The sequence below is a fragment of the Streptomyces sp. NPDC005722 genome (assembly GCF_040630935.1).
GTDB lineage: Bacteria > Actinomycetota > Actinomycetes > Streptomycetales > Streptomycetaceae > Actinacidiphila.
Genome location: NZ_JBEXYN010000006.1, coordinates 190,335 through 203,723 on the forward strand (window position 1 = coordinate 190,335; position 13,389 = coordinate 203,723).

Consider the following 13,389-nt stretch of genomic DNA (forward strand, 5'->3'; position numbering starts at 1 on the left):
GCACCGTTCATCCTCTTTGGTCACCCAAAGTGCGGAACACCTCGCACAGGGTGACGATGAGCGCAATCGCTTCGACCCGGAGCGAGCTCCTTCCGTCATCTTCGAAGGCAGAGAGATGAACATACGAGCGAAGAAGACCATGTCCGGTCGACCCCGTCGTAAGGTGCTTTGGGGTGTCGCCGGAACCATGACGGTCGCCGCCGCGGTCGTCACGACCAGCGCATTCCTTGCCCCCCTGAACGCCTCCGCCACCGTGCGCCCCGCCGCGGTCGCCGACGACGCCGCCGGAAGCCCCCTCGCGGGCAACGGCAACAACCGTGACAACTTCGGGCGGCTGAGGACCGCCGAGTTCCTGGGTGTCTCCGTCACCGTCCCCTCGGGCGCCACGCAGACCGTCTCGGCGCGCTGCCCCTCGCGCACCGAGGTCACCGGCGGTGGCTTCGTCCTCAGCAACAGCGACCTGAGCGTGCTGACGAGCCAGCGGTCCGGCAACGGGTGGACGGTCACCGTCCGGAACAGGAACGGCATGACCACCCCCGTCCCCACCGCCCGCGCCGTCGTGGAGTGCGCGGCGATCGTCCGGGACAACAACAACTGGTGACCCCTCCCCTACCACCCGCCGGCGCCCCGGCCCCCCGTCACACAGGAACGGGGGACCGGGGCGGGCCGTGCGCGACCGGGCGTCAGGAGCGCTTGCCCGCCGAGTCCGACGCGAAGAGGACGGCGACGCCCAGCACGACCAGGAGGACGCACACGTAGATCTCGTAGCCGTCCAGGAAGCCGATCCGGTGCGTCAGCGCCCACACGCGGAACCAGCCGTCGGTGAGCTGGTAGACGATGCCGCCGATGCCCTGGGAGAGCAGCACGAAGCCGAGGAAGCCGAGGAATCCCTTCATGCCACGAGGCTAGGGAGCGGCCGACCGCCCCGGCTGTCGGCGAAAGTCGCCGATCGTGCGCGGTCTGTCGTCCTTAGGTCTCGACTTCGGGCGCGGGGGTGGTGCCGGCGCCCCGGGACCGTACATTCGGTGGAATGCGACGCGTACGGAAGGGCATCGTCGCCGACATCGCGGTCTTCCTCGGTGCGGCGGCCTTCTCCGTCCTGTCCGCGGACGGGGTGGGCGCCCCCGTCGGTCCCGTCGAGCAGGCGGTCGCCGCGGCCGCGTGCGCGGCCCTGTTCCTGCGGCACCGGTGGCCGGTGCAGCTGGCGGTGGTGCTGCTGGTGACGGGCTGGTTCGCGCACCTGGTGGGCGGCCCGACCGCGGTGGCGGTCTTCACCGTCGCCGCGTACCGGCCACTGCGCGGCACGGCCTGGGTGGCGGCGCTGGCGTTCGCGCCGCTGCCGGTGTTCGTGGCCCGCGGCCCCGACCCGGACCTGCCCGAGACCGGCTCGGCGATGACCTTCTTCGTGATCATGGCGGGCTCGATCGGCTGGGGGCTCTACGTACGCTCCCGGCGCCAACTGCTGGCCTCGTACGCCGAGCGGGGGCGGCGACAGGCGCGCGAGGAGATCGCACGGGAGATGCACGACGTGCTGGCGCACCGGCTGTCGCTGCTGAGCGTCCACGCGGGAGCGCTGGAGTTCCACCCGGGGGCGTCCCCCGCGGAGATCGAGCGGGCCGCCGGGGTGATCCGCGAGAGCGCCCACCAGGCGCTGGACGACCTGCGCGGCATCATCGGCGTGCTGCGCGAGCCGGCCGGGTCCGGCACGGCGGGCGGACGGCCGCAGCCCACGCTGGCGGACGTGCCGCGCCTGGTGGAGGAGTCCCGGGAGGCCGGGATGCGCATCGTGCTGGAGGCGGACGACGACGCCGTGTCCGCGGCGCCCACCGCCTCGGGGCGCACCGCCTACCGGATCGTGCAGGAAGGACTGACCAACGCCCGCAAGCACGCCCCCGGCACGGAGGTGACCGTGCGGCTCGCCGGCGGTCCCGCGCGGGGCCTGACGGTCGAGGTCAGCAACCCGGTGCCGGCCGCGGCGGCCGTGGTGCCCGCCATCCCCGGCGCGGGACAGGGGCTGATCGGGCTGACCGAGCGGGCCGCGCTCGCCGGGGGCGACCTGGAGCACGGCCGGTCCGGCGGGGACTTCCGGGTGCGCGCCTGGCTACCGTGGGCGGCGTGAGCATGGTGCGGCTGCTGCTGGTGGACGACGACCCGCTGGTGCGGGCCGGGCTGCGGATGATGCTCGGCGGCGCACCGGACGTCCAGGTCGTCGCCGAGGCCGCCGACGGGGGCGAGGTCGCGGAGCTGGTCCGGGAGCACTCCCCCGACGTCGTGCTCATGGACATCCGCATGCCCACCGTCGACGGTCTCGCGGCCACCGAGGCCCTGCGGGCGCTGCCGGGCGCACCGGAGGTCATCGTGCTCACCACCTTCAACACCGACGAGCACGTGCTGCGGGCGCTGCGCGCAGGCGCCGCCGGATTCGTCCTGAAGGACACCGCGCCGCGCGAGATCGTCGAGGCGGTACGGAAGGTGGCGGCCGGCGAACCGGTGCTGTCCCCCGCGGTGACACGGCAGTTGATCGCCCGGGTCGCCGGCTCCGAGCCCGGCGCCGCCGAAGGACGCGGCGCGCGGGCCACCGCCCGGCGCAGGCTCGCCTCGCTGGGCGAGCGGGAGCACGAGGTCGCCCTCGCCATCGGGGAGGGCCGGTCCAACGCGCAGATCGCGGCCGGGCTCCACATGAGCGTGCCGACGGTCAAGACCCACGTCTCCCGGATCCTCGGCAAGCTCGGCCTGAACAACCGGGTCCAGATCGCCCTCCTCGTCCACGACGCGGGCTCCCCGGACCGCGGCTGACGCGGTCACGGGCCGTGGGTGCTTAGGGTGCGTTCACCAGCACCCGCAGAGAGCGAGCCCTTCCATGACCACCGGCAACCGCAGGACCGTCCTCGTCACCGGCACCTCCTCCGGCATCGGCCTGGCCACCGCCGTCGCCGCCGCCCGCGCCGGCTGGGACGTCGTCGCGACCATGCGCGACCCCGGGAAGGCGGACCGCCTCCGCGAGACGGCGACCGCGGCGGGGGTCGCCGAGCACGTCCACGTCAGGCGGCTCGACGTGACCGACGCCCGGCTCGTCGCCGCGGTCGTGGAGGACGTCGTCGTGGAGTTCGGCGGCCTGGACGCGGTGGTCAACAACGCCGGTGCCGGGCACGTCGGCACCATCGAACTGGAGACGGTCGCGGACGTCCGCGCCACGATGGAGGTCAACTTCTTCGGCGTCGTCGAGGTCACCAAGGCCGCGATGCCCCACCTGCGCGCCTCGGGCGGGCGGCTGGTCACCGTCACCAGTGTCGGCGGCGTCGTCGGGCAGCCCTTCAACGAGGCCTACTGCGCAGCGAAGTTCGCCGTCGAGGGCTACATGGAGTCGCTCGCACCCGTGGCGGCCTCGGTCGGCGTCACCGTGAGCGTCGTCGAACCGGGCGCGGTCGGCAGCGAGTTCGTCGCGAACCTCGGCATCGACATCCCCGCGTACGCGGCGGCCGCGGGACCCTACACGCCCGCGCTCACCCACTACCTCGACCGCACCACGCAGGCGTTCAGCGCCGCCCAGACCGTCGACGAGGCGGCGGCGCCCATCGTCGAGGTCCTCACCGGCGAGCGGCCGCCCTTCCGCGTCCAGACCTCCGCGCGGGCCCGCGAGTTCACCGGGGTGAAGCTCGCGGACCTCGACGGGTCCGCGGTTCAGTCGCTGACCGGCGGGTGGGTCTCGGCGGCGTCCTGAGCGTCCCGCTCCTCCAGGGCGTCCGCGAGGGCGTCGACCAGCGCGACGACGCCCTCCGGGCCGTCCACGACGAGGTCGGCCCGGGCGGCCAGTTCGGCCACCTCCGCGCTGCCGCTGCACACCAGCACACCGGGGAAGCCGTCGGCCCGCCGCTTCTCCACGGCCCCGAAGGCGGCCAGGTCACCCAGGTCGTCACCGGCGTACAGCACGGGGCCGGCGCCGACCTCGCGCAGGTAGTCGTTGAGCGCCACGCCCTTGTCCATCCCGGGCGGCCGCAGTTCCAGCACCATCCGGCCCGGCTCCACGATCAGCCCGTGGCGGTCCGCCAGTTCGCGCAGCGGCCCGTTCAGCGCCTCGAACGCGGCCTGCGGATCCTCCGTGCGGCGCGTGTGGACGGCCACCGCGCGGCCCTTGTCCTCCACCCACGTGCCCCGCCACGCCCCGATCGCGTCCAGCACGCCCGGCAGTTCCGCGCGTACGGCGTTGACCCCGGGGTGCGAGCCGGGCGCCTTGACCTCGCCGGACCGGGCGTCCCAGCGCTCGGCGCCGTAGTGGCCCAGCACGACCATGTGCTCCAGCGCGGGCACGCCGGCGAAGCCCCCGTACCGTACGGCCACGCCCGCGGGGCGGCCCGTCACGACCACCACGGAACCGATCCGCGGGGCCAGCCGGGCCAGCGCGGCGGCGGCACGGGGGTGGGCCCGCGCGGCGTCCGGATCCGGCACGATCGGTGCCAGTGTCCCGTCGAAGTCCAGTGCCAGCACGGCCCTGCGGGGCTCCGCGAGCAGTGCGGCCAGGCCGTCCTTGCCCTCGGGCGTCGTGGGTACCGGCAGTTCGTCCCTGCGGCTGCGGCTCATGCCCCCGACCATACCGACCCCCGCGGGGGGCATGCCCGGCGTACGGGAGCATCCCGCCTCCGGCGGTGTTCCCGGGGGCCGCGTGAGGTGGGTGGTCGGGCTGTCGCGCCGTCTCGCGCCCTTCGGGCGCACAGCGGCTGGCTGCGGATGGGAGGGTGGGGGCCTGCCTTGTGTGCAGTGTGCGGCCCGGTGGTCGGTTGGGGTTCAGGCGCCGGAGCGGGGCCGGTTGTTCGTCCGGCTCGGGTCTCGTTGCCGTCCGCGGGTGCAGATGGCCGGTGACCACGCCCACTGTTCGTGGGTGGCGCGCCCGCCGTAACCGGCGTCTGCGGGTGCTTCCCCGATCCGAAGATCGGGCCCTGTTCCGACGGCTATACCGCTGAAAGCGAGCCCGATCTCGCCCGGCTCAAAGATCGGGCTCTGTTCCGACGTATATGCCGCTGAAAGCGGGCCCGATGTCCCGGCGACCCCGGCAGCACCCCGAAATACCCGCAGTCGCGGGTTACGGCGGGCGCGCCCACCACCGGCAGTAGGCGTGGCAACCGGCCATCTATACCCGCGGACGGCAACGAGACCTCCGCCACCGGAAAGGCAACCCGCTCCGGCGCCTGAACCCCAGCCACCCACCGACCCGCACACTGCAGAGAGGGCGGGCCCCCCACCCTCCCCTCCGCAGCCAGCCGCTTTGCGCCCGAAGGGCGCGAGACGGCGGGACAGCCGAACAACCAGCCCCGCACCCCACCCACGCCGCGTGGCGTCAGCGGGTGGTGCGGTGGGTGTCGCGCGTACGGCGGAGGCGGTTGACCGTGACGGGGTCGTGCGCGAGGGCGCGGGGGTCGTCGAGGAGGGCGTTGAGCAGCTGGTAGTAGCGCGTGGGGGAGATGCCGAGGCGCTCGCGGACGGCCCGTTCCTTCGCGCCGGGACCGGCCCAGGCGCGGCGGGCGATGTCGAGGACGGCGCGGTCCTGTTCCGTCAGCCCGTCCTCGGTGGCGTCCCCGGGGGCATCCTCGGATGCGTCCCCGGAAGCGTCCGTGGAGGCGTCCGCCCCGGTCTCGTCCCGTTCCATCCGACAACCATATCCGCGCCCGCCGCGTGACGCCCCGGTCACACTGCGCCCCCATGAGGTCTACACCACTCGCCCCGTACGCCGTAGGCGATCTCTTTCGACGAGTGGACTAGACCTTTTATGGGTTACCGCGCGACACTGTCCCCCGTGAGACACGTCATCGCCCTCGATGTGGGCGGCACCGGCATGAAGGCCGCGCTGGTCGCGACGGACGGCACGTTGCTGCACGAGGCACGCCGCCCGACCGGCCGGGAGCGCGGCCCGGACGCCGTGGTCGAGACCGTGCTCGACTTCGCCGCCGACCTCCGGGCCCACGGCGAGAGCGCCTACGGCGAGCCCGCCGCCGCGGCCGGGGTCGCCGTGCCCGGGCTGGTCGACGAGCGGGCCGGCGTCGCGGTGTACTCCGCGAACCTCGGCTGGCGCGACGCACCCCTGCGCGACCTGCTCACCCGCCGCCTCGACGGCACCCCCGTCGCCCTCGGCCACGACGTGCGCGCCGGCGGCCTCGCGGAGGGCCGGCTGGGCGCGGGGCGGGGCGCCGAACGCTTCCTGTTCGTGGCGCTCGGCACCGGCATCGCCGGAGCCATCGGCATCGAGGGCCGGGTCGAGGCCACCGAGCTCGGACACGTCGTCGTCCGCCCCGGCGGCCCGGTCTGCGGCTGCGGCCAGCGGGGCTGCCTGGAGACCGCGGCCTCCGCCGCCGCCGTGGCCCGCGCCTGGGAGGCCGCCGGCGGTGGCCCGGACGCCGGTGCCGCCGGCTGCGCCGCCGCCGTCGAGGCGGGCGACCCCCGTGCCGCGGCCGTGTGGGACGAGGTCGTCGCCGCCCTCGCCGACGGCCTGGTCACCGGGATCACCCTGCTGACCCCGGGCACGCTGATCGTGGGCGGCGGGCTCGCCGAGGCCGGCGACACCCTCTTCGCACCGCTGCGGGCCGCCGTCGAGCGGCGGCTGACCTTCCAGCAACTCCCCCTCATCGTGCCGGCGGCCCTCGGGGACACCGCCGGATGCCTGGGCGCAGGGCTGCTCGCCTGGGATCTTCTCTCCGTGGAGGTGACCGCTTGACTGCGGCAACTAGCGTGCTGACCGGTGCCCGTGTGGTGCTGCCGGACGGCGTGGTCGAGGACGGCCGGGTGACCGTCGAGGGCCGCTCGATCGTCGCGAACGACCCGCTCCAGGCGTCCACCCGCGACCTGACGGGGCACTGGGTCGTCCCCGGCTTCGTCGACATCCACGTGCACGGCGGCGGCGGCGCGTCCTTCTCCTCCGGCGACACCGAGGCCGTCCTCACCGGGATCGGGACCCACCGGCGGCACGGCACCACGACCCTGCTCGCCTCGACGGTGACCGGGGACCTGGACGACCTGTCCCGGCAGGCGGCGCTGCTGTCCGAGCTCGTCGAGCAGGGCGACCTGGCCGGCATCCACTTCGAGGGGCCGTTCATCTCCCCGCACCGGCGCGGCGCGCACAAGCCGTCGCTGCTGCGCGACCCGCACCCCTCGGACGTCCGCAAGCTGCTCGACGCCGCCCGGGGCACCGCGCGCATGGTCACCCTCGCCCCCGAACTGCCAGGCGGGCTCGACTCGGTGCGGATGCTGGCGGACCACGGCGTCATCGCCGCCGTCGGCCACACCGACGCCGCGTACGAGGCGACCCTGCAGGCCGTCGAGGCCGGCGCCACCGTGGCGACGCACCTGTTCAACGCCATGCCCTCGCTGCTGCACCGCGAACCCGGCCCGATCGCCGCGCTGCTGGAGGACGAGCGGGTCACCGTCGAGCTCATCAACGACGGCGTCCACCTCCACCCGGCCGTCCTGGAGATGGCGTTCCGCAGCGCCGGCGCCGACCGGGTCGCCTTCATCACCGACGCCATGGACGCGGCGGGCTTCGGCGACGGCCGCTACCTGCTGGGCCCGATGGAGGTCGACGTCGTCGACGGTGTCGCCCGGCTCGTGGAGGGCGGCTCCATCGCGGGGTCCACGCTCACCCTGGACACGGCGTTCAAGCGGGCGGTGACCGTGGACGGGCTGCCCGTGGGCGACGCGGTGCGCGCGCTGAGCGCCAACCCGGCGCGGCTGCTGGGCGCGTACGACCGGATCGGTTCGCTGGAACCGGGCAAGGACGCCGATCTGGTGGTCCTGGACGCGTCGTTCGACCTGGTCGGCGTGATGCGCAAGGGCAGCTGGGTCGTCGAGCCCTGAGCGGACCCCGGGCGGCGGGGTCTGTGCCTCCGGGCGTTCCTTTGGCATGATCCCTTCCCATCGCACACGCTGTTCGAAGGGATCATGCGGTGATCGTCACCGTCACGCTGAACGCCGCCATCGACGTGACCTACCGCGTCCCCCGGCTGCGGCCGCACACCACCCACCGGGTGTCGGAGGCCGCGGAACGTCCCGGCGGCAAGGGGCTGAACGTCGCCCGCGTCCTCGCCGCGCTCGGCCACGAGGCCGTCGCGACCGGCTTCGCGGGCGGCGCCACCGGGGACCGGCTGCGCGACTGGCTGTCGGGGACCGACGGCATCACCGACGCCCTCGTGCCCACGTCCGGGAGCACCCGGCGGACGGTGGGCGTCGTGGACGAGTCGGGCGGCGACACCACGATGTTCAACGAGCCCGGGCCGACGATCACTTCGGAGGAGTGGTCGGCCTTCCTCGGCACGTACCGCAAGTTCCTGGAGGGCGGCACGACGCGCGCCGTGGCGCTGTGCGGCAGCCTGCCGCCGGGGCTGCCCGTCGGCTGCTACGCCGACCTCGTACGGGACGCGCGCGCCGCGGGCGTCCCGGTCCTCCTCGACACCAGCGGTGAGCCCCTGCGGCGCGGACTGGCCGCCCGGCCCGACCTCGTCAAGCCCAACGCCACCGAACTGGCCGGGCTCACCGGCGCGACGGAGCCCATGCGGGCCGCCCGCGACGCCCGCCGGCGCGGCGCCCGGGCCGTCGCGGCCTCCCTCGGCCCCGACGGGATGCTCGCCCTCGCCGAGGACGCCACCGTGTGGACCGCCCGTCCCCCGGCCCCCGTCCCCGGCAATCCGGCCGGGGCCGGCGACTCCGCCGTCGCCGCCCTGCTGTCCGGGATCGTCGAGGGCCTCGACTGGCCACGGCGCCTCGCGCGCGCCGTCGCCCTCTCGGCGGCCACCGTGGCGGCACCGGTCGCGGGCGAGTTCGACCGCGGGGTGTACGAGGACCTGCTGGAGCGGGTCAACGTGATCCGGGAGGGCGACCCACGGCCGTAGCCCGCCCACCCGGGGCGGGCCGCGGCGGGATCAGCCTCACCAGCCTCCGGGCTTCTGACCCTTGTCCAGCAGCGCCAGCTGGTCGAGGTTGAAGTGGCAGGCATCGCCCTGACCGCAGGTCAGGGCGAGCGTGTTGCTCCCCTGCTTCAGGTCGAGGGTGGCGTAGGAGCGGTACCAGTGGTTCCAGTCGCCCTCCTTGCCCCAGTTCTTCAGGTCCGGCTTGTAGCTCTGGGGCGCCCCGTTGACCACGATCGTGGCGTTGGCCGAGTCCTTCTCCGCGTTGCCGTAGCGGATCCAGAAGTCGTACGAGCCGTCCTTCGGCACGTCGACCGTCCAGGTCACCGACGCGCCCACCGCGCTCATGTTCTCGACGTACTTGCCGCCCGCCGCCTTGGTGCCCTTGTACTGGGAACCGACGCGGGCACCGCCCGCCATGGCGAGCGAGGCCGCGTCGACGACGCCCGGATCGGTGGTGCTCGCGGAGGCCGAGGGCTCGCCCGAGCTGTCGCCCTTGCCGCCGTCGCTGCTCGCCGTCGGGGTCGGGGTGCTGCCCGCCTGCGGGTTGTCGTCGTCGCCGCCCGCCATGGCGACGCCGATGCCGATCGCGACGGCCGCCACCACGGCGACGGCGCCGATCAGCAGTCCCCTGTTGTTGGGGCCGCCGGATCGCGGGGCCGCCGCGCGGCGGCTGCCGCCGCCCGCCGGGCCCGCCGGACCTCCCGGGCCGCCCGGGCCCTGGGGGAACGCCTGCGTCGCCTGGGCGTGCTGGGGCTGCTGCTGGCCGTAGGCCGGCGGCTGCTGACCGTACCCGGGCTGCTGCTGCGGGTAGCCGTACCCGGGCTGCTGCTGTTGCTGCTGCGGCTGCTGCGGACGCCGCTCACCGACCCGCTGCACCTGGTTGTACGAGGTGCGGGGCACGCCGGGCTGGGCAGCAGGCGCCTGACCCGGCTCCTCGCCGTCCTGGCGGTACAGGTACGCGAAGGGGTCGTCACTCCCGGGCTCGGGGGCACCGTTGTTGCCGGCCGTCATCGCTCTTCACCTTCCACTGCCTGTCGCTTGCACAGCACCTATCAGTACCGGGGCATCCGGCAAAAGGCGTGCGCCCTGCACGATGGCGAATGTTCATGATCGATTCATCCGCGGCCGTCACGGGCGGACACACCTCTGACCACGGCACCCTACCTGGAACCGGTGACGGTCCGCTCAACCGTCCGAAGCCCCGGGTCCTGCGCATACGGTGGGATCGTGATCGACAGCACAGCCGCCTGGACGGGGTGGCGCGAGGGCACGGAGCGGGCCCTGTACGGCCCCGGAGGGTTCTTCCGGCGGGAACGCCCGGCCGCCCATTTCCGCACGTCGGTCCATGCCTCACCGCTGTTCGCGGGGGCCGTCGCCCGCCTCCTGGAACGCGTCGACGCAGACCTCGGGCACCCCGGCGAACTGGCCCTGGTGGACGTCGGCGCGGGGGCCGGGGAACTGCTCACGGGATTGCTCGATGTGGTTCCCGCCACGTTGCGCGACCGCCTGCGGCCGTGCGCGGTGGAGAAGGCCCCGCGACCGGACGGCCTGGACGCCCGGGTGACCTGGTCCGACGCGCTGCCGCGGGGCCTGCGGGGCCTGCTCTTCGCCAACGAATGGCTGGACAACGTGCCGGTCGACGTCGTGGAGACCGACGCGGCCGGGGTGCCCCGCCGGGTCCTGGTCCGCTCCCTCGACGGCGCCGAACGCCTCGGCGACCCGGTGGACGGGGAGGACGCCGCCTGGCTGCGCCGCTGGTGGCCCGTCGAGGGCGCGGAGCCGGGGACCCGGGCGGAGATCGGCCGCGGGCGGGAATCCGCCTGGGCCGCCGCCGTGGCCTCCCTGGAGGCCGGACTCGCCGTCGCCGTCGACTACGGGCACGTGGCCGGGGCCCGCCCGCCGTACGGGACGCTGACCGCGTTCCGGGCCGGCCGCGAGGTGTCGCCGCCGGTGCCCGACGGCTCCTGCGACATCACGGCACACGTGGCGCTGGACGCCTGCGCGGGCCCCGGGGCGGTCCTGCGCACCCAACGGGAGGCCCTGGGCGCCCTGGGGGTCACCGGGGCCCGCCCGCCCCTGTCGCTGGCCTCCTCCGACCCCGCCGGCTACGTACGCGCCCTGGCCCGCGCGAGTCAGGCGGCCGAACTCACCGACCCGTCCGGGCTCGGCGGCTTCCTCTGGCTGGAACAGCCCGTGCCGGCCGCCGGACGAGCCCCGGGGGGCACGCCCCCCGACGCGTAAAGGGATGGGAAACTGGGGCCATGACGGAGACCACGATCGGCATCGGCGGCGCGGCCGAGGGCACCGACATGGTGCTGAACATCGGCCCGCAGCACCCCTCGACGCACGGTGTGCTGCGTCTGCGGCTGAACCTGGACGGCGAGCGGATCGGCGCCGCCGAGCCGATCATCGGGTACATGCACCGCGGTGCCGAGAAGCTCTTCGAGGCCCGGGACTACCGCCAGATCATCATGCTGGCCAACCGGCACGACTGGCTCTCCGCCTTCTCAAACGAACTCGGCGTCGTGCTCGCCGTGGAGCGCATGCTCGGCATGGAGGTCCCCGAGCGCGCGGTGTGGACCCGCACGCTGCTCGCCGAACTCAACCGGGTGCTCAACCACCTGATGTTCCTCGGCTCCTACCCCCTCGAACTGGGCGGGATCACCCCGATCTTCCACGCGTTCCGCGAGCGCGAGGACCTGCAGGCGGTCATGGAGGAGGTCTCCGGCGGCCGCATGCACTACATGTTCAACCGCGTCGGCGGCCTCAAGGAGGACCTCCCCAACGGCTGGCACGGCCGGGTCCGGGCCGCCGTCGCCGCCGTGCGCTCACGCATGGGGACCTTCGACGACCTCGTCCTCGGCAACGAGATCTTCCGCGGCCGCACCCGCGGCGTCGGCGTCCTCTCCGCCGGGAACGTGCACGCCTACGGGGTGAGCGGGCCGATCGCCCGCGCCTCGGGCGTCGACTTCGACCTGCGCCGCGACGAGCCCTACCTGGCCTACGGGGAGCTGCGGGACACCCTGAAGGTCCCCACCCGCACCGCGGGCGACTGCCTGGCCCGCTTCGAGGTGCTGCTGGAGCAGACCCACAACGCCCTCGACCTCGCCGACGCGTGCCTGGACCGGCTGGCCGAGCTGCCCCCCGGCCCCATCAACCAGCGGCTGCCGAAGGTGCTCAAGGCCCCCGAGGGCCACACGTACGCCTGGACCGAGAACCCGCTCGGGCTCAACGGCTACTACCTGGTGTCCAAGGGCGAGAAGACGCCGTACCGGCTGAAGCTGCGCTCGGCGTCGTACAACAACGTCCAGGCACTGGCCGTGCTGCTGCCTGGCACGCTGGTCGCCGACATGGTGGCGATCCTGGGCTCGATGTTCTTCGTCGTCGGCGACATCGACAAGTGACGGGCGGGCCGCCCGCGGGCGGCCCGTCCCCGGCGGGTGTCAGGAGGAGCGGGCGCGCAGCTCGCTCAGGTCGAGCTGCTCGGTCTCGTCGTGCGCGGTCAGGTCGATGACCTCGGCCTGGTCCGCCACGGCCTCGTCCCCGACGACGTCGGCGAGGTCCGCCTCCGCGGGCGCCGCGGCGCCGTCCGCCTCCAGCTCCTGGGGGCGGGCCTTCTCGTTCTTCGTGCCGAAGAAGTCGAAGCCGCCCTGGGCTCGGCTGGCCTGGCGGTTGGGCTTGGCGTACGGCAGCACGGCCGCGGCGACCGCCGGGACGAGCTTGGGCTGGCGCACCGGCAGCGCCGGGGTGCTCCCGCTGCCGCCGGTGGTGGGGTCCGCCGGGCGGTCGCGCTCGGCCGGGTCCAGGGCGTGCCTGCCCTGCGGCTCGTCGGTGTCGGCGAGGTCGCGGCGGCGGGCCTCCTCGACGGTGAGCGCGGCCTGCTGGCGGGCCCCGTTGCGCGACAGGTCCCGCAGGGCGGCGGACGCCCGCAGGTACGCGGCCGGGGTGACCGGCGCCGTGTAGGGCACCGGGAGGGCGGAGACCGCCTTCTTCGCGACGCGGCCGTCCTCCAGCGCACGGGCCCGCTCGGACTCGGCGGTGGCGTAGCGGCGCAGCAGGTCCGCGTGCTCCGTACGGAGCCGGGCCAGTTCGGCGCGCTTGGCGCGCAGCTTGTTCTCCAGCTTGCCGCGCAGCTCGCGGGAGTCCTCGAGGTCCACCTCGAGCTCCGCGATCCGCTCGTCGGCACGCCATTCGTCGCGCACCCGCGCGGTCTTGAGGTCGGCGACCTGCTTGCCCGCGGCACGGTCCCAGCTGCGCAGCAGGAAGGCACCGCCACCGGCGACACCGGCCGCCGCGACGACGAACACACGGAGCAGCACCGGATCACCGATCACCAGTGCGCCGACGGCGAGGGCCGCGGCGGAGCCGGCGACCGTCACGGGCGGGAGCAGCCGGTGCAGCGGCTGTGAATGGCGGTGTCGTCCACGGGGCATGGTAGGGAACTTAGCGTGCCCGTGGGTCGTGTGGGGCCGCGGCATCCGATTTCTCACCGAACACACAA

General features: G+C 74.3%; 14 protein-coding genes. 9 read left to right on the forward strand and 5 right to left on the reverse strand.

Annotated elements, in window-relative coordinates; all coding sequences use genetic code 11:
• The first annotated feature begins 187 nt into the window (after positions 1 to 187).
• Positions 188 to 601: a hypothetical protein gene (locus ABZ479_RS10425; protein WP_500461143.1), complete on the forward strand. Its 414-nt coding sequence runs from the start codon at positions 188 to 190 to the stop codon at positions 599 to 601.
• A gap of 82 nt (positions 602 to 683) precedes the next feature.
• Here the strand turns inward: ABZ479_RS10425 and ABZ479_RS10430 are convergent, their stop codons facing one another.
• The gene (locus ABZ479_RS10430) at positions 684 to 896 is read right to left on the reverse strand and encodes a hypothetical protein (RefSeq protein ID WP_500461144.1); all 213 of its coding nucleotides are present in this window, start codon (positions 894 to 896) and stop codon (positions 684 to 686) included.
• Positions 897 to 1,030: 134 nt separating this feature from the next.
• Between ABZ479_RS10430 and ABZ479_RS10435 the strand changes: the two genes are divergently transcribed.
• From ABZ479_RS10435 to ABZ479_RS10445, 3 genes are all read left to right on the forward strand, one after another.
• A complete protein-coding gene (locus ABZ479_RS10435) occupies positions 1,031 to 2,119 on the forward strand; it encodes a sensor histidine kinase (RefSeq protein WP_500461145.1) in 1,089 nt (362 codons plus the stop codon).
• A gap of 2 nt (positions 2,120 to 2,121) precedes the next feature.
• Positions 2,122 to 2,796: a response regulator gene (locus ABZ479_RS10440; RefSeq protein ID WP_500461288.1), complete on the forward strand. Its 675-nt coding sequence runs from the start codon at positions 2,122 to 2,124 to the stop codon at positions 2,794 to 2,796.
• Positions 2,797 to 2,860: 64 nt separating this feature from the next.
• Positions 2,861 to 3,721, forward strand: coding sequence for an SDR family NAD(P)-dependent oxidoreductase (locus tag ABZ479_RS10445; RefSeq protein WP_500461146.1), 861 nt, complete (start codon positions 2,861 to 2,863; stop codon positions 3,719 to 3,721).
• Here ABZ479_RS10445 and otsB read toward each other — a convergent pair.
• Together otsB and ABZ479_RS10455 are read right to left on the reverse strand one after the other, a co-directional pair.
• Positions 3,682 to 4,578, reverse strand: a complete 897-nt coding sequence (otsB, locus tag ABZ479_RS10450; protein WP_500461147.1) for a trehalose-phosphatase — start codon at positions 4,576 to 4,578, stop codon at positions 3,682 to 3,684. The two genes, ABZ479_RS10445 and otsB, sit on opposite strands and share 40 nt — an antisense overlap.
• Before the next feature lie 754 nt (positions 4,579 to 5,332).
• Positions 5,333 to 5,641 (reverse strand): DUF3263 domain-containing protein, encoded by a 309-nt coding sequence (locus ABZ479_RS10455; RefSeq protein WP_500461148.1) that lies wholly within the window; start codon positions 5,639 to 5,641, stop codon positions 5,333 to 5,335.
• A 147-nt stretch (positions 5,642 to 5,788) separates the two neighbouring features.
• Between ABZ479_RS10455 and ABZ479_RS10460 the strand changes: the two genes are divergently transcribed.
• The 3 genes from ABZ479_RS10460 (at position 5,789) to ABZ479_RS10470 (ending at position 8,870) form a co-directional block, all read left to right on the forward strand.
• Positions 5,789 to 6,703, forward strand: a complete 915-nt coding sequence (locus ABZ479_RS10460; RefSeq protein ID WP_500461150.1) for an ROK family protein — start codon at positions 5,789 to 5,791, stop codon at positions 6,701 to 6,703.
• The gene (nagA, locus tag ABZ479_RS10465; RefSeq protein ID WP_500461151.1) at positions 6,646 to 7,839 is read left to right on the forward strand and encodes an N-acetylglucosamine-6-phosphate deacetylase; all 1,194 of its coding nucleotides are present in this window, start codon (positions 6,646 to 6,648) and stop codon (positions 7,837 to 7,839) included. The genes ABZ479_RS10460 and nagA overlap by 58 nt, the downstream gene beginning before the upstream one ends.
• Positions 7,840 to 7,928: 89 nt before the next feature.
• The gene (locus tag ABZ479_RS10470) at positions 7,929 to 8,870 is read left to right on the forward strand and encodes a 1-phosphofructokinase family hexose kinase (RefSeq protein ID WP_500461153.1); all 942 of its coding nucleotides are present in this window, start codon (positions 7,929 to 7,931) and stop codon (positions 8,868 to 8,870) included.
• A 36-nt stretch (positions 8,871 to 8,906) separates the two neighbouring features.
• Here ABZ479_RS10470 and ABZ479_RS10475 read toward each other — a convergent pair whose 3' ends face one another.
• The gene (locus tag ABZ479_RS10475; RefSeq protein ID WP_500461154.1) at positions 8,907 to 9,899 is read right to left on the reverse strand and encodes a carbohydrate-binding protein; all 993 of its coding nucleotides are present in this window, start codon (positions 9,897 to 9,899) and stop codon (positions 8,907 to 8,909) included.
• 216 nt (positions 9,900 to 10,115) lie between these two features.
• Here ABZ479_RS10475 and ABZ479_RS10480 point away from each other — a divergent pair, with 216 nt between their 5' ends.
• Together ABZ479_RS10480 and ABZ479_RS10485 are read left to right on the forward strand one after the other, a co-directional pair.
• Entirely contained in the window at positions 10,116 to 11,129 is a 1,014-nt protein-coding gene (locus ABZ479_RS10480) for an SAM-dependent methyltransferase (RefSeq protein ID WP_500461156.1), read from the forward strand.
• A 20-nt stretch (positions 11,130 to 11,149) separates the two neighbouring features.
• Positions 11,150 to 12,292 carry an NADH-quinone oxidoreductase subunit D gene (locus tag ABZ479_RS10485; RefSeq protein ID WP_499599796.1) on the forward strand — a complete coding sequence of 381 codons (1,143 nt, stop codon included), beginning with the start codon at positions 11,150 to 11,152 and terminating at the stop codon, positions 12,290 to 12,292.
• 39 nt (positions 12,293 to 12,331) lie between these two features.
• On the opposite strand, the gene ABZ479_RS10490 is transcribed toward ABZ479_RS10485, so the two are convergent.
• On the reverse strand, positions 12,332 to 13,321 hold the full coding sequence (locus ABZ479_RS10490) for a hypothetical protein (protein WP_500461158.1): 990 nt from the start codon (positions 13,319 to 13,321) through the stop codon (positions 12,332 to 12,334).
• Positions 13,322 to 13,389: the final 68 nt, after the last annotated feature.